Below are 23367 nucleotides of genomic sequence, written 5' to 3' on the forward strand. Positions count from 1 at the left end.
GATAAAAAGTCGATATATTTCTATTAAAATCAATTCCGCTGCTTTTTACAACATATATATGGCGGTACACAACATATTTTTAATTAAGGGGCTAACGGAAGCTAAATTTGTTGGTAACTATTAAGTTAACTATTACCCCATTTCTATGAATTTCCAGAAAATAAGTCTTATCCTAATATTCTTTACTACAGCCTTAGGCTATGCTCAGGTAAAGGTTGGTGAGAATCCAGATACGATACATCAGTCATCAATTATCGAACTAGAAAGTGATTCAAAAGTACTCGTATTAACCAGAGTAGATGACATCGAAATGTATGCTATACGCCCACTAGCCGGTGGTATGGTTTATAATACAGAGCAAGGATGTATCTTTCAATATAACGGTACCACTTGGTCATCATTATGTAATTCTGGAAGTACTTTAAATGAAACCACAACTGTAATAATAGATAATAACGACGGCACATTTTCATATACCAATGAAAACAATCAAGCAGTAGTAATTAACAAAGCGAATATAACTAATGATGGGAATGGCAATTACACTTTCACCAATAACAACGGCAGTCCAGTTACTTTTACAGGTACTGATAATCAAGATGCTACCGAAGTCTTATTAAATACACCAATTGATGTTGATGGTGATGGAACTGCTGAAAATGATGTCCAAAGCGCTATTGCTGGATTAGCAAATCTAAATACTGACGATGATATTACTGATGTTAATTTTGATGGAACAAATTTAACTGTTGAAGAAGGTACAACTTCTTTTAGTGCTGACCTTTCAACTTTAGATGATTCCGCTGCAATTACAACTTTACAAGCTGATGTAGACCAAAACGAAACCGATGCCGATAACGATATTGCTGCCAACACGGCTGCAATTGCTGCACATAATACTGTAGATCAAGATATCTCTGCGACTAACGAACTTTCAGATTTAGATTTAACTGGAAATGTTCTGACACTTACGAATCCTGCTACAGGTACGAATGAAGTAAATCTTTCTGGTTTAGTTTCTACAGATGACCAAAACTTAGAATCGGCTACGCTTTCTGCTACTAGTGAATTAGGTATTAATATTGAAGATGGTAATGACGTAACGGTGGATTTATCAGCTTTAGAAGAGTCTGCAGATATTACAGCAAATACTACTGCTATTAATAACGTACAAGCTGATGTTGACCAAAACGAAACAGATGCCGATACTGCCATTGCTGCAGTTCAAGCTGATGTGGATCAAAATGAAACAGATGCGGATAATGCAATTGCAACAGTACAAACAAATTTAGATACGCATGTTGCTGCAGATCAAGATATCTCTGCGACTAACGAACTTTCAGATTTAGATTTAACTGGAAATGTTCTGACACTTACGAATCCTGCTACAGGAACGAATGAAGTAGATCTTTCTGGTTTAGTTTCTACAGATGATCAAAACTTAGAATCGGCTACACTTTCTGCTACTAGTGAATTGGGAATTAATATTGAAGGTGGAAATGACGTAACGGTGGATTTATCAGCTTTAGAAGAGTCTGCAGATATTACAGCAAATACTACTGGTATTAATAACGTACAAGCTGATGTTGACCAAAACGAAACAGATGCCGATACTGCCATTGCTGCAGTTCAAGCTGATGTTGACCAAAATGAAACAGATGCGGATAATGCAATTGCAACAGTACAAACAAATTTAGATACGCATGTTGCTGCAGATCAAGATACTTCAGCGACTAATGAACTTTCTGATTTAGACCTTACTGGAAATATTCTAACACTTACGAATCCTGCTACAGGAACGAATGAAATAGATTTAGCTGGTTTTGTGTCTACAGATGATCAAAACTTAGAATCGGCTACACTTTCAGCTACTAGCGAATTAGGGATTAATATTGAAGGTGGTAATGATGTAACAGTTGATTTATCCCCTTTAGATGATTCTGCTGCTATTGCAACAGTACAAGCTGATGTAGACCAAAACGAAACAGATGCCGATACTGCCATTGCTGCCAACACGGCTGCAATTGCTGCACATAATACTGCAGATCAAGATACTTCAGCAACAAACGAACTTTCTGATTTAGACTTAACTGGAAATATTCTTACGCTTTCTAATCCTGCTACAGGAACGAATGAAATAGATTTAGCTGGATTTGTTTCTACAGATGATCAAAACTTAGAATCGGCTACACTTTCTGCAACTAGCGAATTAGGAATTAATATTGAAGGTGGTAACGATGTAACAGTTGATTTATCTCCTTTAGATGATTCTGCTGCTATTGCAACGGTTCAAGCGGATGTAGACCAAAATGAAACAGATGCCGATACTGCGATTGCTGCAGTGCAAGCTGATGTAGATCAAAACGAAACAGATGCCGATACTGCCATTGCTGCAGTGCAAGCTGATGTTGACCAAAATGAAACAGATGCGGATAATGCGATTGCTGCAGTTCAAACAAATTTAGATACGCATGTTGCTGCAGATCAAGATACTTCAGCGACTAACGAACTTTCTGATTTAGATTTAACTGGTAACATTCTTACACTTACGAATCCTGCTACAGGCACGAATGAAGTTGATTTAGCTGGATTTGTTTCTACAGATGATCAAAACTTAGAATCGGCTACACTTTCTGCTACTAGCGAATTAGGAATTAATATTGAAGGTGGAAATGACGTAACAGTTGATTTATCTCCTTTAGATGATTCTGCTGCTATTGCTACAGTACAAGCAGATGTAGACCAAAATGAAACAGATGCCGATACTGCGATTGCTGCAGTGCAAGCTGATGTAGATCAAAACGAAACAGATGCCGATACTGCCATTGCTGCAGTTCAAGCTGATGTGGATCAAAATGAAACAGATGCCGATAATGCTATTGCTGCTAACACGGCTGCAATTGCTGCGCATAATACTGCAGATCAAGATTTAGATGAGACAAATGAGCTTTCATTATTAGGTAACGGAGCACCTTCAATTACTCCTAGTAATTCCGGTGTAACTTATGTAGATCAAACGGCAGGACAATTATATGTATACAATGGCTCAGCTTGGGAAGCCGTTGGTGGTAATGCAAGTCCTGATTTAGACGGTAGCCCAATAAACGAACTTACTGATATAGAGTTAACTGGAAATATTCTTACGCTTACAAATCCTGCAACCGGAACTAATGAAGTAGATTTAGCTGGATTTGTTTCTACAGATGATCAAAACTTAGAATCGGCTACACTTTCTGCAACTAGTGAATTAGGAATTAATATAGAAGGTGGTAACGATGTAACAGTTGATTTATCTCCTTTAGATGATTCTGCTGCTATTGCTACAGTACAAGCTGATGTGGACCAAAATGAAACAGATGCCGATACTGCGATTGCTGCAGTGCAAGCTGATGTAGACCAAAACGAAACAGATGCCGATAACGCTATTGCTGCGGTACAAACAAATTTAGATACGCATGTTGCTGCGGATCAAGATACTTCAGCAACGAATGAACTTTCTGATTTAGACTTAACTGGAAATATACTTACGCTTTCTAATCCTGCTACTGGAACGAATGAAATAGATTTAGCTGGGTTTGTTTCTACAGATGATCAAAACTTAGAATCGGCTACACTTTCTGCAACTAGTGAATTAGGAATTAATATTGAAGGTGGTAACGATGTAACAGTTGATTTATCTCCTTTAGATGATTCTGCTGCTATTGCAACGGTTCAAGCAGATGTGGATCAAAACGAAACAGATGCCGATACTGCCATTGCTGCGGTTCAAGCTGATGTAGATCAAAACGAAACAGATGCCGATACTGCTATTGCCGCTAACACGGCTGCAATTGCTGCACATAATACTGCAGATCAAGATATCTCTGCAACTAACGAACTTTCAGATTTAGATTTAACTGGTAATATTCTTACGCTCTCTAATCCTGCTACAGGTACGAATGAAGTTGATTTGGCCGGATTTGTTTCTACAGATGATCAAAACTTAGAATCGGCTACACTTTCTGCAACTAGCGAATTAGGAATTAATATTGAAGGTGGTAACGATGTAACAGTTGATTTATCCCCTTTAGATGATTCTGCTGCTATTGCAACGGTTCAAGCGGATGTAGACCAAAATGAAACAGATGCTGATAACGCTATTGCTGCGGTACAAGCTGATGTAGACCAAAATGAAACAGATGCCGATAACGCTATTGCTGCGGTACAAGCAGATGTGGACCAAAATGAAACAGATGCGGATAATGCAATCACAACAGTACAAACAAATTTAGATACGCATGTTGCTGCGGATCAAGATACTTCAGCAACGAATGAACTTTCTGATTTAGACTTAACTGGTAATATTCTTACGCTTTCTAATCCTGCTACTGGGACGAATCAAGTTGATTTAGCTGGTTTTGTTTCTACAGATGATCAAAACTTAGAATCGGCTACACTTTCTACTACTAGCGAATTAGGAATTAATATTGAAGGTGGTAACGATGTAACAGTTGATTTATCTCCTTTAGATGATTCTGCTGCTATTGCTACAGTACAAGCTGATGTTGACCAAAATGAAACAGATGCTGATACTGCTATTGCTGCGGTACAAGCTGATGTAGACCAAAACGAAACAGATGCCGATAACGCTATTGCTGCGGTACAAGCAGATGTGGATCAAAATGAAACAGATGCGGATACTGCAATTGCGGCTAATACAGCTGCAATTGCTGCACATAACACTGCGGATCAAGATACTTCAGCAACTAACGAACTTTCAGATTTAGATTTAACTGGTAATATTCTTACGCTCTCTAATCCTGCTACAGGAACGAATGAAATAGATTTAGCTGGATTTGTTTCTACAGATGATCAAAACTTAGAATCGGCTACACTTTCTGCTACTAGCGAATTAGGAATTAATATCGAAGGTGGTAACGATGTAACAGTTGATTTATCTCCTTTAGATGATTCTGCTGCTATCGCTACAGTACAAGCTGATGTAGACCAAAACGAAACAGATGCCGATAACGCTATTGCTGCGGTACAAGCAGATGTGGATCAAAATGAAACAGATGCGGATAATGCGATTGCTGCGGTACAAACAAATTTAGATACGCATGTTGCTGCAGATCAAGATATCTCTACAACTAACGAACTTTCTGATTTAGATTTAACTGGTAACATTCTTACACTTACGAATCCTGCTACAGGCACGAATGAAGTTGATTTAGCTGGATTTGTTTCTACAGATGATCAAAACTTAGAATCGGCTACACTTTCTGCTACTAGCGAATTAGGAATTAATATTGAAGGTGGTAACGATGTAACAGTTGATTTATCTCCTTTAGATGATTCTGCTGCAATAGCTGCAGTACAAGCTGATGTTGACCAAAATGAAACAGATGCCGATACTGCGATTACTGCAGTGCAAGCTGATGTAGATCAAAATGAAACCGATGCTGATACTGCTATTGCTGCTAATACAGCTGCAATTGCTGCACATAACACTGCGGATCAAGATACTTCAGCAACGAATGAACTTTCTGATTTAGATTTAACTGGTAACATTTTAACACTTACGAATCCTGCTACAGGAACGAATGAAATAGATTTAGCTGGATTTGTTTCTACAGATGATCAAAACTTAGAATCGGCTACACTTTCTGCAACTAGCGAATTAGGAATTAATATTGAAGGTGGTAACGATGTAACAGTTGATTTATCTCCTTTAGATGATTCTGCTGCTATCGCTACAGTACAAGCTGATGTAGACCAAAACGAAACAGATGCCGATACTGCCATTGCTGCAGTGCAAGCTGATGTTGATCAAAATGAAACGGATGCGGATAATGCGATTGCTGCGGTACAAACAAATTTAGATACGCATGTTGCTGCAGATCAAGATATTTCTGCAACAAACGAACTTTCTGATTTAGACCTTACTGGAAATATTCTAACACTTACGAATCCTGCTACAGGAACCAATGAAATAGATTTAGCTGGATTTGTTTCTACAGATGATCAAAACTTAGAATCGGCTACACTTTCTGCTACTAGCGAATTAGGAATTAATATTGAAGGTGGTAACGATGTAACAGTTGATTTATCTCCTTTAGATGATTCTGCTGCTATCGCTACAGTACAGGCTGACGTAGATCAGAACGAAACAGATGCCGATACTGCCATTGCTGCAGTGCAAGCAGATGTAGACCAAAACGAAACCGATGCCGATAACGCTATTGCTGCGGTACAAGCAGATGTGGACCAAAACGAAACAGATGCGGATAATGCAATTGCAACAGTACAAACAAATTTAGATACGCATGTTGCTGCAGATCAAGATACATCAGCGACTAACGAACTTTCAGATTTAAGCTTAGACGCTTCCAATGTATTGACCTTAACGAATCCAGCTACAGGTACGAATGAAGTAGACCTTTCTAGTTTTGTTTCTACAGATGATCAAAAAATTGATGCCTTTACCTTAACTGGTACAACTATCGCTGTTTCTAACGAAGGTGATGGAGAAGCGGATAAAACTATTGACCTAGGAATTACTTTTGCCACAGATGCTGAAGTAGCTACTGCTATTTCTGACTCTGAAGCATTGGATTTAGATAAAGTAATCGGAAACGAATCTGTAACAGGATTAACTTTTGATGGTACTACATTAACATTAGCTCAAGATGGTGCAGCAAGTGAGACTGTGAACTTAAGCTCAGTAAGTACCGATAATCAATATCCAGACAAATTTGCATTGAATGGAACTTTCCTAGAATTATCTTTAATTCGAGATGGACTTTCTGACAGAACGGTAAACTTAGACGGTACTTTTGCTACAGATGCACAAGTGAGTACAGAAATAAACACTGCTATTACAGCTTCCGAAGCCTTAGATAATGATAAGGCAATTGGAAACGAATCTGTAACTGCTTTAACTTTTGATGGAACTACTTTAACACTAGAACAAGATGGAGCTGCCGATGAGACAGTAAATTTAAGTTCAGTAAGTTCTGATGATCAATATCCAGATAAATTTGCACTAAATGGAACCTTCTTAGAGTTATCCTTAATTCGAGATGGACTTTCTGACCGTACAGTTAATCTAGATGGCACATTTGCTACTGACGCACAACTAAGCAGTGCAATTGCAGCTTCAGCAGCATTAGACAATGACAAGAGTGCAACAAACGAACTTTCAGATTTAAGCTTAGATGCTTCCAATGTACTTACCCTTACTAATCCAGCAACAGGCACAAATGAAGTAGACCTTTCAGGGTTTGTTTCTAGTGATGATCAAGAGATTGAATTATTTGCTTTTAACGGCTCTACCTTTGAGCTAATGCTTGGACTTGAAAATGACCCCACAACTAGAATAGCAAATTTATCGTCTTTACATGCGGATGGTACAGAAACGAAAATTGAAGCAGGTAATACTGGAATAACAATAACAGGAGATGGTTCTGCATCATTGCCATATGGTATATACAATACTTTTACTGAAGTTGATGGAAGTATTACAAATGAAACGAATACCGGTTTTTCTACTGTAACTGTTGCAGGAACAAATTACTTAAGAATTTCAGATTCAAATGGCGATTTAGATGTACCTGTTTCTAGCCTATCACATTCTGGAACAACTGGCTCCGTATTTTTTGCAGGATCAGATGGTTCTCCAACAGAAAATAATGGACAATTATTCTGGGACAATACAAATAATAGATTAAGTATTGGTAACCCATTAGCGGGTACAAATAAACTAACGATTAATGGTGCTACAAGAACTAGTGGTTTAAACAATTCTGATGGAACCGTTGGGCAACCTTCATATAGATTTTCTGATGATTCTAATACCGGTATGTATAGTCCGGGATCAGATGAAATTGGTTTTTCAGTCGGCGGAAGTCAAGTATTAAAAATTGATAATTCTACAGTTACTGTAAATGAAACCTTAGAATTAGAAGGTGATGTTTTAGATACTAGTAATTCCGCAGGTACTGCTGGGCAAGTTTTAAGTTCAACAGGAACAGGTACAGCATGGGTAAGCTCATTAAGTCCTATAAAAGCTATTGGTAAAATAGCCAGTGCTGGTAGTATTATTAAAGCTACTAGTGGTATTACCACGTCTAGAATTAGTGCAGGTAGATATCAAGTGAATTTACCATCGGGTATGGTATCGGATGCAAATTATATCATTCAATTAACACAACCCGGAAGAGGTGGTGCTGGAAATGATGATCCTGGAATTTCATATTCGAATCAAACAGCAAGCGGATTCCAAGTAATTATTGGCGACAATGATAATGGTGCAAGTGATAGAGCTCGATTCGATTCTGAGTTTATGTTTACTGTTTTAGATTTATAATAAATACTATTAAGAAGTGATTAAGAGACTAATTTTAATTTTATTGCTAATAATTACAAGCAATACGTATTCGCAAATCGATGGCCAATTACTATTAGGCCTAACAAACGCGACTACTAGTGAGATGAATGCTATAAGTAGCCCTATTGTTGGTTCTGTTATTTATAACACCACAGAAAATGATGTATACCAATACATTGGAGGTTCTTGGATTGCTGCAGGAAGTTCTAACCCGACTTGGACCTTTTCCGGAAATAAAGGAACTACTGCTGGAAAACAATTCATTGGTACAATCGATGCTCAAGACTTAGTATTAAAATCGAACAACAGAGAAAGTTTAAGACTAAATCAAGATAACGGCCAACTTCTTGTGAATGAAGCAAAACCCTTTAACGAACATCCGCTTGTTATAAAAGCCAATGGAATAGATGTTTTAGCATTTGAAGATGAAGATGGAACTCCAAAATGGCATTGGAACTTATTATCTGATGGGTTAAATTTTGTAGAAACCAAAGTGGCCGACTATCGTTTATTTTTAGCAAATGGTGGTAACGTAGGTGTCGGCACGGCTAAACCTGAATATACCTTAGAGGTAAGTGGTACTGCTAAAATTGAAAAAACGCCAACTATAATAAATTCAAACAAATTCCTAGCTAAAGATCCAGATACAGGTCAAATTAGCGAACAAGACATTGTCGCTTCATTCACGAATGGTAAATTTTTTATGAATTTTAGTGGTAGAGCCTATTATTATGTTAACACCTGGTATGGTCCAAGTGATGCTTATGGCCACTCATACGTACACTGGAACCAATCTAAAGGTGGCAGCACAATGCCAGCCTATTCCAACACAAGTCAGTTTGGCGTACCCATCACTTCAAACGTAAACTTATCTAAATTCACAATCAAAAGTGATTTCAATGCAGCATCGGTTGGTCCAAAAATAAATTTATCCGTAATTAGAAATGGTTCTGTTATTGATATTGGCACTTATAACATACTCAACACATCAACCAATGTTACGATACAAACAACAAATGTCAGCTTTACATTATTAGAAGGTGATTTGTTAGTATGGGCATGTAGAGCTTCTGGTTCAAATCGTTTAAGTTATACATCATTAACCTTTGAATTCACCTATTAAAATTTACATGAAAAATACATTAATCATAATTCTGCTTTTAGGTTTCAAGTTTGTGTTTTCACAAGCTCCAACCGCGGGTGAATTAATTGCAACTCATATGGCAACTTTAGCAGAAATTAATGCAATTGCGAATCCGTATGAAGGATCTTTAGTGTATAATTCAGGTGATAAAGCCTTGTATCAATATGACGGGGCAGTTTGGGAGAAAGTAAATGCTAATGGAGATGAAACCATTATAGTAACAGACAGTAATATTCTAATTTCTGGAACCGGCACTAATGCTAATCCGTATGTAATTTCATCTATACCTGCAAAATTAACTTCGAATGCTAACGGATCTTATACGTTTTCTAATAGTATTGATACTGATGTAACCTTTTTTCCAACTACACAGGGTAACACCCCAATTGTCTCTAATACAGATGCTGGAATTGGTAATTGTGCACAATTTGGACTTAATGAAACTCGTAATTTAACAATTCAAGGCGCCTATTTTGATGGTGCATCTACCGTTGCGATTACAGGGCAAACTGTAAATTCAGTTGTAATAAATAGTTCAACTCAGATAACAGCAAATGTTACCTCAGGAAATTCATTCGGCACTTATGATATTTCGGTAACCAATAATATCGGTTCAAGTACTTTATCCGGAGGTTTCGAATTACAGGCTTCCTCGAGTCTAACTACTTCTGGAATAGCTATTGCTGATATGATTATGACTGGTTCAATGACTTATGACGGTATGTATTTAAAGAAAACGGCAACTGCGGGTTGGAATGCTCAAGGGTATTCGCAAGCTTATTCCATTAGACCCAACATTGGAGGACATTTAGACTGGACCGCAGATCAATCGAATAAATATATTATGATTGGTTTAAGCTCTAGTCCGCAATCAAATGCATCATACACATCACTGGACTATGCCATGTATATGGTATCAAACAGTCGTATACAAATTAGAGAAGATGGCGGTAGTTTAGGCTATGTAGACGGATATAGCGCTGGTGACAAATTAAGAATTAATATTGACTGCCTTGGTAATGTAACTTATTTAAAGAATGGTATAATCATTTTTAGTTCATCTAAAAAAGCGAATTACCCATTATATTTAGATTCTTCTTTTCACGGTGTAGATGGATCAATATCTAATATTACTATGACCTATTAAAAATGATATGAAAGTATTAAAAATCTTAATGGTTTTCTTTTTATTACAATATACAATTGTGGCCCAAGAAGCGGTGCACAATTTCGGCTCCTTGCAAATGCATGGTTCTGTTGGTGTCGGCTTTCATTTGGACTTAATTAATGATGGTACTTTTGATCAAAATTCAGGCCTTGCCGGTTTTTATGGTTATAATAAATCATTAACTGTTTCAGGTGCATTTAGTCCAGTTTTCTATGATGCAGAAGTTGCTGTGGATTATGGGTTGTATCTCGATACTTCTATGGGAGTTGTAAACAATGGAAACCTTATTGTTGGTGATATAATTACCCCACGAAACGAAACTAATATTTATACTAACTTTATTAATAATGCATTTTATGTAGGTGAAAATGATGCAGCATTGGTAAACGGTTATGCTGGTGCAACCAATAAAGAAGATTTCACATTCCCAGTCGGTGATGGAGAATACCTAAGACCTTTAACTATTGCTTCTACAGGAATTAATGTGCAATCTACATGTGCTTATTTTTACGAAAGTCCGAATGCACCAACTACATTCTCGAAAAGCTTTGAAACCGGTAGAAAGGAATCCGAATATTTATCAGTAAGTGATATAGAATTTTGGCATTTGAGAGGTAGTGTTCCTTCATCAGTAACCCTAACATGGGATGATCGTAGTGATGTACGGACCCTAGGACAAACTATTGATGAACTAAAAGTTGTTGGTTGGCATATAGAAAAAGATGAATGGGTAGATTTAGGTAATGTTTTTGCCCAAGGCACCATGAACAAAGGCTCTTTAACATCGAAAATATTCACACCAAACGACTACGAACTTTTAACAATTGGCGGTGCTGACCAGAGAGTTGGAGAATTTATAACTATTGAGCTAGACAATTATTTTATCACTCCTAATGGTGATGGCAAAAATGATTATTTAGTGTTAGATGGTCTAGAACAATCACCCAACAATGAATTAAAAATATTCAATAGATATGGTGTTTTAGTATACTCCGAAATGAACTACCAGAATACTTTCAATGGAATTTCGAACAGAAATACTGTTATTAGTAGAGATACTGGTTTAGCTTCAGGTGTATATTTTTATATCATTACCATGTTAGATATAAGACAAAGACATCAAGGTTACATGTACTTAGCCACAACAGAATAAACCGTAAGAAAACTATATAATTAATTTTATTTAATTTTAAATAACAATTTAGAAAACAAAAAGCATTTATCCATTGCAGCACACAAACTTGGCAGCATATTTGCTTTTAACCAATCATCTAAAACTATAGAAATTCACACATAACTTATGCAACGAAGAAAATTTATTAAGAAAAGTAGCTTATCTGGTTTAGCATTAACTATGTTACCAAGCTTAAGTTTCGCGAACGATAATGATGTTGAATACAGCATTCTAGAGCTAATGGGCAAGGTAGATATTGACCTTTATGGTGAGGGTATCAACCTTAGGCAAGAAGCACACGACGCATTTTTAGAAATGAAAAAAGCAGCTTATAGCGATGGTATTGATATTAAAATAGTATCTAGTTACAGAAGCTTTGAACGACAAACCACAATATTTGAGCGTAAATATTTACGCTATATTGATGATGAAGGAATGGCTCCTTTAGATGCAATTGATAAAATAATTGAATACTCTACTATTCCAGGTACAAGTAGGCACCATTGGGGTACTGATATTGATATAATAGATGGCTATCCTAAAGTTGAAGGTGATGTTTTAGTGCCTAATTTGTTTAAAAGTGGAGGCCCTTTCGAGAACTTTAAGAAATGGATGGACGAAAATTCTGAAAAATTCGATTTTCATTTAGTTTATACAGATGTGGAAAAGCGGAATGGTTTTAAATATGAACCATGGCATTATAGTTACGCTCCATTATCTGTACCTATGCTAACTCAATTCCGAAGTAAAAATCTAATGCAAATTTTAAAGAATGAGGAATTCGAAGGTAGTTCAGAATTCACCACAGGATTTATTAAAAACTACGTGAGAAACAATATTTTAGATATAAACACTTCGCTTTTATAACTCTTTTTGTACCTTATAACCGTACTGAAAGAAGATAAAACACATGAGAAGAAGTAGTTGGAAGATACGAATATTCATTGGTCTTGCCATTGTAGCTTTTGCATTTATTCAAAAATGCAGCAATACTGAAGAAAATCCATACACTGGAAGATCACAGCACATAAACATGTCTTCTGAGCAAGAAATTGCTATTGGTCTTCAAAGTGCTCCAGAAATGGCGCAACAACATGGTGGGCTATACCCAGACGAGCGTTTACAATCTTTTGTAGATGCAGTTGGGAAGAAATTAGTACAAAGTAGCATTGCCCGTGAAACCCCTTATAAATATGATTTTCATTTATTAGCTGATGACCAAACTATAAATGCATTTGCATTACCTGGTGGACAATGTTTTATCACCTATGCCCTATTTAAGCAATTAACTGAAGCTCAATTAGCTGGTGTTTTAGGTCATGAAATAGGTCATGTAGTTGGAAGACATTCAGCAGAAAGAATTGCAGATAGTAATTTCTGGCAAACCGCAACAATGGGTGCAACTGTTGGCGCTGGTGACATTGGTAATGTTGTTGGTGGTATAGGCCAAAATACCTTATTAACTAATGGCCGTGGTGATGAATTAGAAAGTGATGATCTTGGTGTTTTATTTATGATACAATCGGGTTACGATCCATATGAAATGATTGAGGTTATGAAGATATTAAAGGCCGCTGCTGGTCCAAATAGAGTACCCGAAATGCAGAGCACCCACCCTGACCCTGAAAACCGAATCGAAAAAATAAAAGAGGCGATTCAAAAATATAGCAGTCAGTAAACTTTCGTAATACCTAAATGATTGATTTTTAGTAAATTTTATTATCAATCCATATTATGGTACGTCTCATACTATCTTAGAATTAATCCCTTTTTCCTTTAATTTATTAAGTAACATTGACTTAATCATTGGTTTTTTTAATAGAATCAAGGTTACAATTTCTAAATCCATTTCCTTGCTTAATAACCCTTATCAATTTAAAGATCAGATCATGAGACACCCCCGCTTCGAAATCAACTTTAAGTACAATTAACACCAAATTTGCTATTTGTAGAACTTTTTAGCTAAATATTCTTAAAAAGATAAAAACAAGATTCAAAAAATTGGCATTAGTACTATAATCGTTCTACTTTTGAATAAGAAATAAATATTCCACATGAACAAGAAAGTTATATTGATGATATTAGATGGCTGGGGAATGTCACCGGACCCTAAAGTTTCTGCCATTGATAATGCACATACGCCCTATATAGATAGTTTATATTTAAAGTATCCGAATGCCACATTGCGTACAGATGGACTTAATGTTGGTCTACCTGAAGGTCAGATGGGCAATAGCGAAGTTGGTCATATGAATTTGGGAGCTGGAAGAATTGTTTATCAAGAATTAACTAGAATCAACTTAGCCGTTAAAAACAACACTTTAAAAGACGAAAAAGTCTTAGTAGATGCTTTTAATTATGCTAAGAAAAACAATAAAAAAGTTCATTTCCTAGGATTATTAAGTGACGGTGGAGTTCACTCACATATTAATCACTTAAAAGGGCTGCTCACAGCTGCGAATGATAATGGACTAAAAGATGTATTTGTTCATGCATTTACCGATGGTAGAGATGTTGACCCGAAAGCTGGTTCTGGTTACGTAAAAGACCTACAAGAACACATGTCTAAAACCGTAGGTGAAATTGCTACGGTAACTGGCCGCTATTATGCCATGGATCGCGACAACCGATGGGAAAGAGTAAAACTAGCTTATGATGCAATTGCCAAAGGTATTGGAACTCCAACCAACAATATTATAAAAAGTCTTGAAGAGAATTATAATAATGATGTTACTGATGAATTTATAAAACCGCTTATTGCGAATTCAAATGGTATTGTTGCCGAGGATGATGTAATTATTTTCTTCAACTTTAGAACTGATCGTGGCAGAGAACTTACAAACATGCTTTCTCAAAATGATTTTCCTGAATTTAACACAAAAAAAATTCCATTGTATTATGTTACAATGACCAATTACGATGATAGTTTTAAAGGAATTCATGTTGTGTTTAATAAAGACAACATTACAGAAACTATTGGTGAAGTATTATCTAAGGCTGGTAAAAAACAGATAAGAATTGCGGAAACAGAAAAGTATCCTCACGTTACCTTCTTTTTCTCTGGAGGACGAGAAGAGCCTTTTGAAGGAGAAAGCAGAATTTTAAGAAATTCACCCAAAATAGCAACTTATGACTTAAAGCCAGAAATGAGTGCTTACGAACTTACTGAAGCTTTAGTTGAAGATTTAAAGAAACAAGAAGCTGATTTTGTTTGTCTTAATTTCGCAAATGGCGATATGGTTGGTCATACTGGCATTATGGAAGCAGCAATAAAAGCGTGTGAAGCTGTAGATATTTGTGTGAAAAATGTAGTTGAAACTGGCTTAGAAAATGGATACTCTACCCTATTGATTGCAGATCATGGAAATTGTGAGACCATGATTAATCCTGACGGTTCTCCCCATACAGCACACACTACCAATCCAGTTCCTATTATTTTAATAGATAAAGATTTGAAGAAAATTAATGATGGCGTACTTGGAGATGTTGCGCCCACCATTTTAAAAATGATTGGCATAGCTCAACCAGAAGCAATGACCTGTAAATCATTAATTTAAAAAGTCTTACTTACCTTTGTAAATTATGATTAAGATTAAAACTGCAGAAGAAATTGAACTGATGCGTGAAAGCGCATTAATTGTCTCAAAAACCTTAGGGATGTTAGCCGCTGAAATTAAGCCAGGGGTTACTACTTTACAATTAGACAAATTGGCTGAATCATTTATTAGAGACCATGGTGCAGTACCCGGATTTTTAGGACTTTATAATTTTCCGAATTCACTTTGCATGAGTCCAAATTCTCAGGTTGTTCATGGCATACCCAACGACACACCGTTAGTGGAGGGCGACATAATATCAATTGATTGTGGAGCTTTAAAAAATGATTTTTATGGTGATCATGCGTATACTTTTGAAGTTGGTGAAGTAAAACCTGAAATTAAAAAACTACTACAAATTACTAAAGAATCACTCTATATTGGTATTAAAGAATTTAAAATCGGTAACCGCGTAGGCGATGTTGGTTTTGCTATTCAAAAATACACAGAAGACCATGGTTATGGTGTCGTACGTGAATTAGTTGGACATGGTTTAGGAAAAAAAATGCACGAAGATCCAGAAATGCCAAATTATGGAAAACGTGGTCGGGGTAAGAAGTTTGTAAACGGAATGGTTGTGGCAATTGAACCAATGACAAACATGGGTACTCGTCGTATAAAACAACTTAGCGACGGCTGGACAATTCTTACAGCTGACGGTGAACCTAGTGCTCATTTTGAACATGATGTAGCACTTGTAGACGGCAAACCAGAATTATTGTCAACTTTTAAATATATATACGATGCTCTCGGTTTAGAAAGTAATGAGGAAGATGAGTTTAGAAAACAAAAATTAGTAGTTTAAGTTTATTTACCGAATACTAAAGAACTTTATTAATTCATGGCACTACGCTGAACAATAACTTGAAGAAATTTTTCAAAATTGTACTGAATATAATACCGCGACCCTTACTTATTAAAATGAGTTATTGGGCCCGACCTATTCTTGCTTTTTTTATGCGAGGAGACAAATATGTGGATCCCATTGATGGAAAAAGTTTTAAAAGTTTTCTTCCGTATGGCTATGAAAGTCCGAGAGAAAATGTTCTTGCTCCAGCAACACTATCACTAGAAAGACATCGTTTACTTTGGCTATACTTGAAAAACGAAACTGATTTCTTTACAGCTAAATTAAGCCTCTTACATTTTGCACCTGAACAAGCGTTCTACAAACGATTCAGAGCACTAAAAAATCTAGATTATATTACAACTGATTTAAATTCACCTTTAGCCGATGTAAAAGCAGATATTTGCGCTTTACCATTTAATGACGAATCTTTTGACGTTATACTTTGCAACCATGTTTTAGAACATATACCAAACGATACCAAGGCTATGACAGAAATGTACCGTGTTTTAAAACCTGGAGGTTGGGGAATTTTTCAAATACCGCAAGATCTAAACAGACTTAAAACCTTTGAAGACAATAGCATTGTTGACAAGAAAGAAAGAGCGAGGATTTTTGGCCAATATGATCATGTGCGAATTTATGGTCGCGATTATTTCGATAAATTACGTAGTATTGGTTTTACTGTAGAAGAGGTTGATTATACCGCTAAATTTTCTGGTGAAGATTTAGAAAAATATAGACTTGCAAAGGATGAAATCATCCCATTGGTTAGAAAATAATTACTTCGAAATTAAAAGCTTTTTAAACCCTTCTGTCATATATTCTTGGATTACCCCCTGATCATCAGAATAAACAATATAAGCGTCTAGTTCGCTATGAGTCTTTAATAAACTCATTACATCGCTTAAATCCATAGCCATGAAAGACGTAGCATAACCGTCTGCTGTAGCGCAATTATTAGCAAAAACTGTAGCTCCCAATGTTGTAGAATTCTTGGCATATCCAGTTAGTGGATTAATTGTATGAACATATTTTTCACCTGTTTCTTCATCGATTCTATATTTGATATAATTGCCTGAAGAAGCCATTGCCCTATCTTTCAAATAAATTAATTGCTTCGGGCTAATTCGTGAATCAGCTTCTGGATCATCAATACCAATAACCCAGTCTTTTTCTTTTATACTATTGACTCCCTTAGCAACAACCTCTCCCCCTACTTCAATTAAATAATTCTCAATTCCTTTCTGATTTAACATAACCCCCAAACGGTCTATTGCGTATCCTTTGGCTATCGCATTAAAATCAAATCTAATTTCAGGCAATTCTTTTTTTATGGTGCGATTCTCTTGCAACACAACTTTATTAAAACCGACAAAATCTAAAAGACTATCTACCTTAGCGCTATCTAATTGAATTTGCTCTCCGGGTCCAAATCCCCACGCATTAACTAAAACACCCACAGTGGGATCAAAATAGCCATCTGTTGCACTGTTTATACTTTTAGACAAAAGAAATACTTCCTGAAACATATGATCAACCACAATTGTTGAATCGCTACTATTAATTCTCGAAATATCAGAAGTAGGAATATAAGTGGACATGGATTGATTAATCGCTGCAAATACAGAATCAATTTCCATTTGAAAGTCCTGAGAAGACTCCGAAATATAGGTTATACTATAGCTTGTACCCAAGGCCGCACCACTATTATGATTCTTTATTAATGTTGGTTGACTATTACAGCAAGAAACTAGTAACAATAAAAGAGCAAAACGAATAATTAAAAAGGCAGTACCATCCTTAACACCCATACTATCAGATTTCAATAAGTCCATCATAATCAACAATATATTCTTCATTCAAATAAACAGGTAGTAATCTATCTTTTGCATTAGATAAGCCAACACCTGCATAATATGCTTTTGCTTCATGTTTTAAAGCATGATCTTTCATTTTAATCATAAATTCATGATTATAATTTGTTGGATCCTCGGGAAAAGCGACGTTTCTGACAATAATAAAATGTAATTGTTTATCCTTTAAGCATACAAATTGCGGGTTCTTCTTAGGCTTGCTATTTATACCCATAAATTCAAAACCATCTTCCTCTAATTTTCTACCCACAATATTCATGGCTAGATTATGAAGCTCTTGTGTTGTAAGTGGTTTACTCATTTTAAATATGAATCAAAAAACCTGACAGGTTTGAAAATCTGTCAGGTTTGTAATTTTAGTTTTATCCTTTCTCTTTTAGAAAAAAAATATATAAACATTAATGTTATCCACCAAAGTCATCAAAACGTATATGCTCATCAGGAATACCAAAATCTTCGCCCATTTTTTGAACAGCTTTGTTCATTAACGGCGGGCCACAGAAATACAATTCAATATCTTCTGGTGATTCATGTAAGCTTAAATAATTATCTATTACACAATTATGGATAAATCCAACAAAGCCATCTCCTGGTGCATCAATATTTTCTTTCACTTTCCAGTTATCTTCTTCCATTGGTTCAGATAAAGCCAAATAGAATTTGAAATTTGGAAATTCCTTTTCTAATTCGTAAAAATGGTCTAGGTAAAATAATTCTCTTTTAGAACGTCCACCGTACCAATACGTAACTTTTCTTCCTGTTTTTAATGTTTTAAACAAGTGGTATAAATGTGAACGCATAGGAGCCATTCCTGCACCTCCACCAACATATAACATTTCAGAATCAGATTCATTAATAAAGAACTCACCATAAGGTCCTGAAATAACCACTTTATCACCTGGCTTTTGGGCAAAAATATATGAAGACGCCACACCCGGGTTTACAGACATCCAGCCATTTTTAGAACGATCCCATGGTGGTGTAGCAATACGTACGTTCAACATTATCTCACGTCCTTCAGCTGGAAAAGAAGCCATAGAATAAGCACGTTCAACCGTTTCTGTATTTTTCATCACTAAAGGCCAAAGTCCGAATTTATCCCATTCTGCCTGAAATTTATCAGGAGTTTCATGCTCTTCGGGGTGAGCAGTAATATCAATATCAGAATATTTAATTTCGCATGGAGGAATCTCTATTTGAATATAGCCACCTGCTTTATATCCCATATCTTCTGGAATTTCAACTACAAACTCTTTTATAAAAGACGCAACATTATAATTACGAACAACTGTTGCATCCCACTTTTTAATCCCGAATACTTCTTCCGGAATTGTAATCTCCATATCTTGCTTCACCTTTACTTGACAGGCCAAACGAGCACCATGGTTTAATTCTTTCTTAGAGAAATGAGGTGTTTCCGTTGGTAAAGCTTCACCACCTCCAGAAAGTACATGGCATTCGCATTGAATACAAGTACCACCTCCACCACAAGCAGAAGGTAAAAATATTTTTTGATTACCTAAAGTTGTAAGCAATGAACTTCCTGAGCCTACTTCAATTTTCTTCTCTCCATTTATGGTTATAGTAACCGGTCCTGAAGGAGATAGTTTTTCCTTGGTAAACAACAATAATGAAACCAATAATAATAAAAGAATGAGGAATGCAACAACTGTTATTAATATGGTTCCTCCGGTACTTGTAGCTAATATCATTTCTACTTTTTTATAGCATCGTTATAAGAAATATCATTTTCGTCAATTTCCTCTTGTTTCTTCTTATTTGTATCTAATACTCCTAATTCTTCCGTATCAACTTTATCAACAGCAGTTTCAGTTTCTGCCGTCTCTTCAGCATCACCTCCACCGGTTAACATACCACCGAAACTTTGAAAACCAATACCCATTAAACCTGTAATGATAAAAGTTATACCCAATCCTCGCAATGGTGCTGGAACATTTGAATATCTAATTTTTTCACGAATAGCTGCAATTGCTAAAATGGCCAAAAACCATCCAATCCCTGAACTTACTCCATAATTAAATGCAAGACCTAATGTTTCAATTTCTCTCGCTTGCATAAATAAAGAACCTCCTAAAATTGCGCAGTTAACAGCAATTAATGGTAAGAAGATGCCCAAAGAATTATAAAGTGATGGTGAGAATTTTTCAACTACTATTTCAACCAATTGTACCATAGTAGCAATTGTTGCAATAAATAATATGAAGGATAAAAAGCTTAGATTATATCCTGCATACTCTGGTCCTAGCCATGCTAAAGCTCCATCTTGCAATAAATATTTATCTAGCAACCAATTCATAGGAACCGTTACTGCCAGTACAAAAATCACAGCAGCTCCTAAACCTACAGCGGTAGCCACTTTTTTAGAAACCGCCAAATAAGAACACATTCCTAAGAACACGGCAAAAACCATGTTATCAATAAAAATGGACTTAAAAAATAATTCTACATGCTCTAACATAATACTCAAATATTAATTGTCTTCAACTAATGCTGGGTTACGCGAACGTTGCACCCAAATAATAATACCTACAACAATAAGCGCCGCTGGTGGAATAATCATAAAACCATTATTCTCATAGCCGGTAGCATAAAGTCCTGTTTTAGCTATTGGATCTCCTAAAACAGGAAAACCTAATAATGTACCTGATCCTAACAATTCTCTAAAGAAGCCAACAATGATTAAAATAATTCCATATCCTAATGAGTTACCTATTCCATCGAGAAAAGATTTCCATGGTCCGTTTGCTAAAGCAAAAGCCTCAAAACGTCCCATAATAATACAGTTGGTAATAATCAGCCCAACAAAAACAGACAATGTTTTACTCAATTCATATTGATAAGCTTTTAGTACTTGATCCACTATAATTACCAATGCGGCAACAACTATTAATTGAACGATGATACGTATTTTAGAAGGTATGATATTACGCATTAGTGAAATAACTACGTTACCAAGACCTAATACAAATAAAACCGCAACAGCCATTACAATTGATGCCTTTAATTCAGCGGTAATTGCTAAAGCAGAACATATACCTAGTACTTGAATAGTAATAGGGTTATTATCTGCAAGAGGATCTAAAATTAAATTCGTGTCTTTTTTTGAAAGTAATCCCATATTATTTAACTCTAATGGTTTCTAAATAACCTTTATATAAATTAACGCTTTCTTTAATCATTGCTGAAACACCGTTACCAGTAATAGTAGCTCCTGCCATAGCATCAACTTCATTATCATCTTTAGTATTGTTTAAAGGATCGTTATTCCCTTTAACCACGGCAACACCAGAATATTTAGTGCCCTTTAAAATGGTTTCTCCTGTAAAATCATCCATAAAATAACGTTGCTTAATATTAGCACCTAATCCTGGAGTTTCTCCTTTATGATCAAAATAAACACCTTGCACGGTCATGGTATCATCTAAAGCTATAAAACCCCAAATTGCATCCCACAATCCTTTACCATACATTGGTATTATATAGAATTTCTTACCTTCCTTTTCACCTATAAAAAGAGGTAATTTAAATGGTTCGCCTTTCTTTTTTGCTGCTAACTGCTTTTTTAAATCTATTAAATAAGCTTCATCATTCTTAGTGACTTTATCACCTTCAATAACCAACTGCTCTTTAATATAATTCTTAAATTCTCCTTCAACCTTATCGGTAGGTATGAAACTCACACTAGACTCGTCATTCTCATTAATACCCATAGCATAAAGAATGTTCTGTTGCTTTTCGAACCTTTCGTTTTCTTGAATATTTGGTCGTAGGGCTGAGGCTAAAAAAGCCAAAATTGATCCTACCACCATTACCATAATAGTTGCAAAAATTATGGTATAACTATTTTTATCAGTATTGATTGCCATTTTTATACAGTTTCTGCTTTTAGTTCTTTTGCTTCTCCTTCTGAATCTTTAGGATAAATAGTAGCGTTTTTTAATCGTTTCAAACGTCTTTTAACATTGCCTTGCACCACATAATGATCAATTGTAGGAGCAAATACGTTCATTAACAAGATAGCCAAGAATACACCTTCTGGGTATGCTGGGTTAAATACACGAATCATCACCGACATAAAACCAATTAAAAATCCATATACCCATTTACCCCTATTTGTTTGTGCGCCTGTAACTGGGTCAGTAGCCATATATACGATACCGAATGCTAAACCACCAACTAGTAAATGTTTCCAGAAGTCAAAGCTCATTAATCCATAGAACGGACTATTTCCTGAAATCCATCCTTGATCAACAACACCATTAAATATTAAGCCCATAACTAAAGAACCTATTACAGCACTTAACATTATTCGCCAACTTGCGATTTTTGAAAAGATTAAAAATAAACCACCTAACAAAATTAAGAATGTAGGTGTCTCACCTACAGAACCAGGAATAAAGCCCCAGAACATATCCCAAGTACTATATACTGCATCCATTTCAGCCCCTTTACCTTGTGCCAAAAATCCAAGTACAGTCTCCCCTGATATTGCATCCACATTCGTAGCGCCATCAGCAATCATTTCTGCTCGTTCACGAGCTTCATAGACCCAAACTTTATCCCCACTCATCCATGTTGGATAGGCAAAGAAAAGAAATGCACGTATAGTTAATGCTGGGTTTAGAATATTCATACCTGTACCACCAAAAACCTCTTTTCCGATAACAACGCCAAAAATAACAGCAATTGCTAACATCCAAAGGGGTGTATCAATAGGCACAATTAAAGGTACTAACATACCCGTAACTAAATAACCTTCTTCTACTTCATGTCCCTTTATAACGGCAAATATAAATTCAATAAGTAGTCCAACACCATAAGACACAATCAACAATGGCAGTACTTTAATTATACCAATCCAAAAATTATCCCAAGTCAAGAAATGTTCCATGACAGAGAAATTCTCTGGAAAACCATTAATTGCAGAAAAATGTTGATACCCTGCATTAAACATTGAAAATATAAGTACCGGCACCAACGCCATAATCACGGTATTCATAGTTCGCTTTAGATCATCTGCTGATCTAACATGTGAACCTGAATGTGTAGTCTCGTCTGGTGCGAATAAAAAAGTATGGATTGCATTAAATGCAGGAGCCATCTTTTTACCTCGGTAATGGTGCTTTAAGATGTGTAGTCTTTTCTTAAAGGTCAGTCTTTTATCACTCATCT

The 23367-nt window shown here is 35.9% G+C and carries 16 protein-coding genes; 9 read left to right on the forward strand and 7 right to left on the reverse strand.

The genetic code is table 11. The features are described 5' to 3' along the window. Positions 1–145 precede the first annotated feature (145 nt). The 9 genes from UH7x_RS02930 to UH7x_RS02970 all read left to right on the forward strand — a co-directional run bounded on the left by UH7x_RS02930 (position 146) and on the right by UH7x_RS02970 (position 17079). Positions 146–8347 carry a hypothetical protein gene (locus UH7x_RS02930; protein ID WP_482362224.1) on the forward strand — a complete coding sequence of 2734 codons (8202 nt, stop codon included), beginning with the start codon at positions 146–148 and terminating at the stop codon, positions 8345–8347. 43 nt (positions 8348–8390) lie between these two features. Further along, positions 8391–9491 (forward strand): hypothetical protein, encoded by a 1101-nt coding sequence (locus UH7x_RS02935; RefSeq protein WP_482362225.1) that lies wholly within the window; start codon positions 8391–8393, stop codon positions 9489–9491. 7 nt (positions 9492–9498) lie between these two features. Further along, a complete protein-coding gene (locus tag UH7x_RS02940; protein WP_482362226.1) occupies positions 9499–10659 on the forward strand; it encodes a hypothetical protein in 1161 nt (386 codons plus the stop codon). Between the two features lie 7 nt (positions 10660–10666). Further along, on the forward strand, positions 10667–11833 hold the full coding sequence (locus tag UH7x_RS02945; RefSeq protein WP_482362227.1) for a T9SS type B sorting domain-containing protein: 1167 nt from the start codon (positions 10667–10669) through the stop codon (positions 11831–11833). Positions 11834–11980: 147 nt separating this feature from the next. Beyond that, positions 11981–12721: a M15 family metallopeptidase gene (locus tag UH7x_RS02950; RefSeq protein ID WP_482362228.1), complete on the forward strand. Its 741-nt coding sequence runs from the start codon at positions 11981–11983 to the stop codon at positions 12719–12721. Positions 12722–12764: 43 nt separating this feature from the next. After that, positions 12765–13532 (forward strand): M48 family metalloprotease, encoded by a 768-nt coding sequence (locus UH7x_RS02955; RefSeq protein WP_482362229.1) that lies wholly within the window; start codon positions 12765–12767, stop codon positions 13530–13532. 376 nt (positions 13533–13908) lie between these two features. Then, positions 13909–15411, forward strand: coding sequence for a 2,3-bisphosphoglycerate-independent phosphoglycerate mutase (gene gpmI, locus UH7x_RS02960; RefSeq protein WP_482362230.1), 1503 nt, complete (start codon positions 13909–13911; stop codon positions 15409–15411). Positions 15412–15436: 25 nt separating this feature from the next. After that, positions 15437–16255 (forward strand): type I methionyl aminopeptidase, encoded by an 819-nt coding sequence (gene map / locus UH7x_RS02965; RefSeq protein WP_482362231.1) that lies wholly within the window; start codon positions 15437–15439, stop codon positions 16253–16255. Positions 16256–16314: 59 nt separating this feature from the next. Continuing rightward, positions 16315–17079, forward strand: coding sequence for a class I SAM-dependent methyltransferase (locus UH7x_RS02970; protein WP_482362232.1), 765 nt, complete (start codon positions 16315–16317; stop codon positions 17077–17079). Here UH7x_RS02970 and UH7x_RS02975 read toward each other — a convergent pair whose 3' ends face one another. The 7 genes from UH7x_RS02975 to UH7x_RS03005 form a co-directional block, all read right to left on the reverse strand. Continuing rightward, positions 17080–18159, reverse strand: a complete 1080-nt coding sequence (locus UH7x_RS02975; RefSeq protein WP_482362233.1) for an FAD:protein FMN transferase — start codon at positions 18157–18159, stop codon at positions 17080–17082. Next, positions 18116–18475 carry a Na(+)-translocating NADH-quinone reductase subunit F gene (locus UH7x_RS02980; RefSeq protein WP_482362234.1) on the reverse strand — a complete coding sequence of 120 codons (360 nt, stop codon included), beginning with the start codon at positions 18473–18475 and terminating at the stop codon, positions 18116–18118. Before UH7x_RS02980 ends, UH7x_RS02975 begins: the two co-directional genes overlap by 44 nt. A 103-nt stretch (positions 18476–18578) precedes the next feature. Continuing rightward, complete coding sequence (nqrF, locus tag UH7x_RS02985; RefSeq protein WP_482362235.1) at positions 18579–19886, reverse strand: NADH:ubiquinone reductase (Na(+)-transporting) subunit F; 1308 nt, start codon at positions 19884–19886, stop codon at positions 18579–18581. 2 nt (positions 19887–19888) lie between these two features. Further along, positions 19889–20653: an NADH:ubiquinone reductase (Na(+)-transporting) subunit E gene (gene nqrE / locus UH7x_RS02990; RefSeq protein ID WP_482362236.1), complete on the reverse strand. Its 765-nt coding sequence runs from the start codon at positions 20651–20653 to the stop codon at positions 19889–19891. Between the two features lie 12 nt (positions 20654–20665). Beyond that, complete coding sequence (locus tag UH7x_RS02995; protein WP_482362237.1) at positions 20666–21313, reverse strand: NADH:ubiquinone reductase (Na(+)-transporting) subunit D; 648 nt, start codon at positions 21311–21313, stop codon at positions 20666–20668. A 1-nt stretch (position 21314) separates the two neighbouring features. Beyond that, positions 21315–22061, reverse strand: a complete 747-nt coding sequence (locus tag UH7x_RS03000; protein WP_482362238.1) for a Na(+)-translocating NADH-quinone reductase subunit C — start codon at positions 22059–22061, stop codon at positions 21315–21317. 2 nt (positions 22062–22063) lie between these two features. Continuing rightward, on the reverse strand, positions 22064–23365 hold the full coding sequence (locus UH7x_RS03005) for an NADH:ubiquinone reductase (Na(+)-transporting) subunit B (RefSeq protein ID WP_482362239.1): 1302 nt from the start codon (positions 23363–23365) through the stop codon (positions 22064–22066). Positions 23366–23367 lie beyond the last annotated feature (2 nt).

The organism is Aurantibacter sp. UH7, from assembly GCF_056839165.1.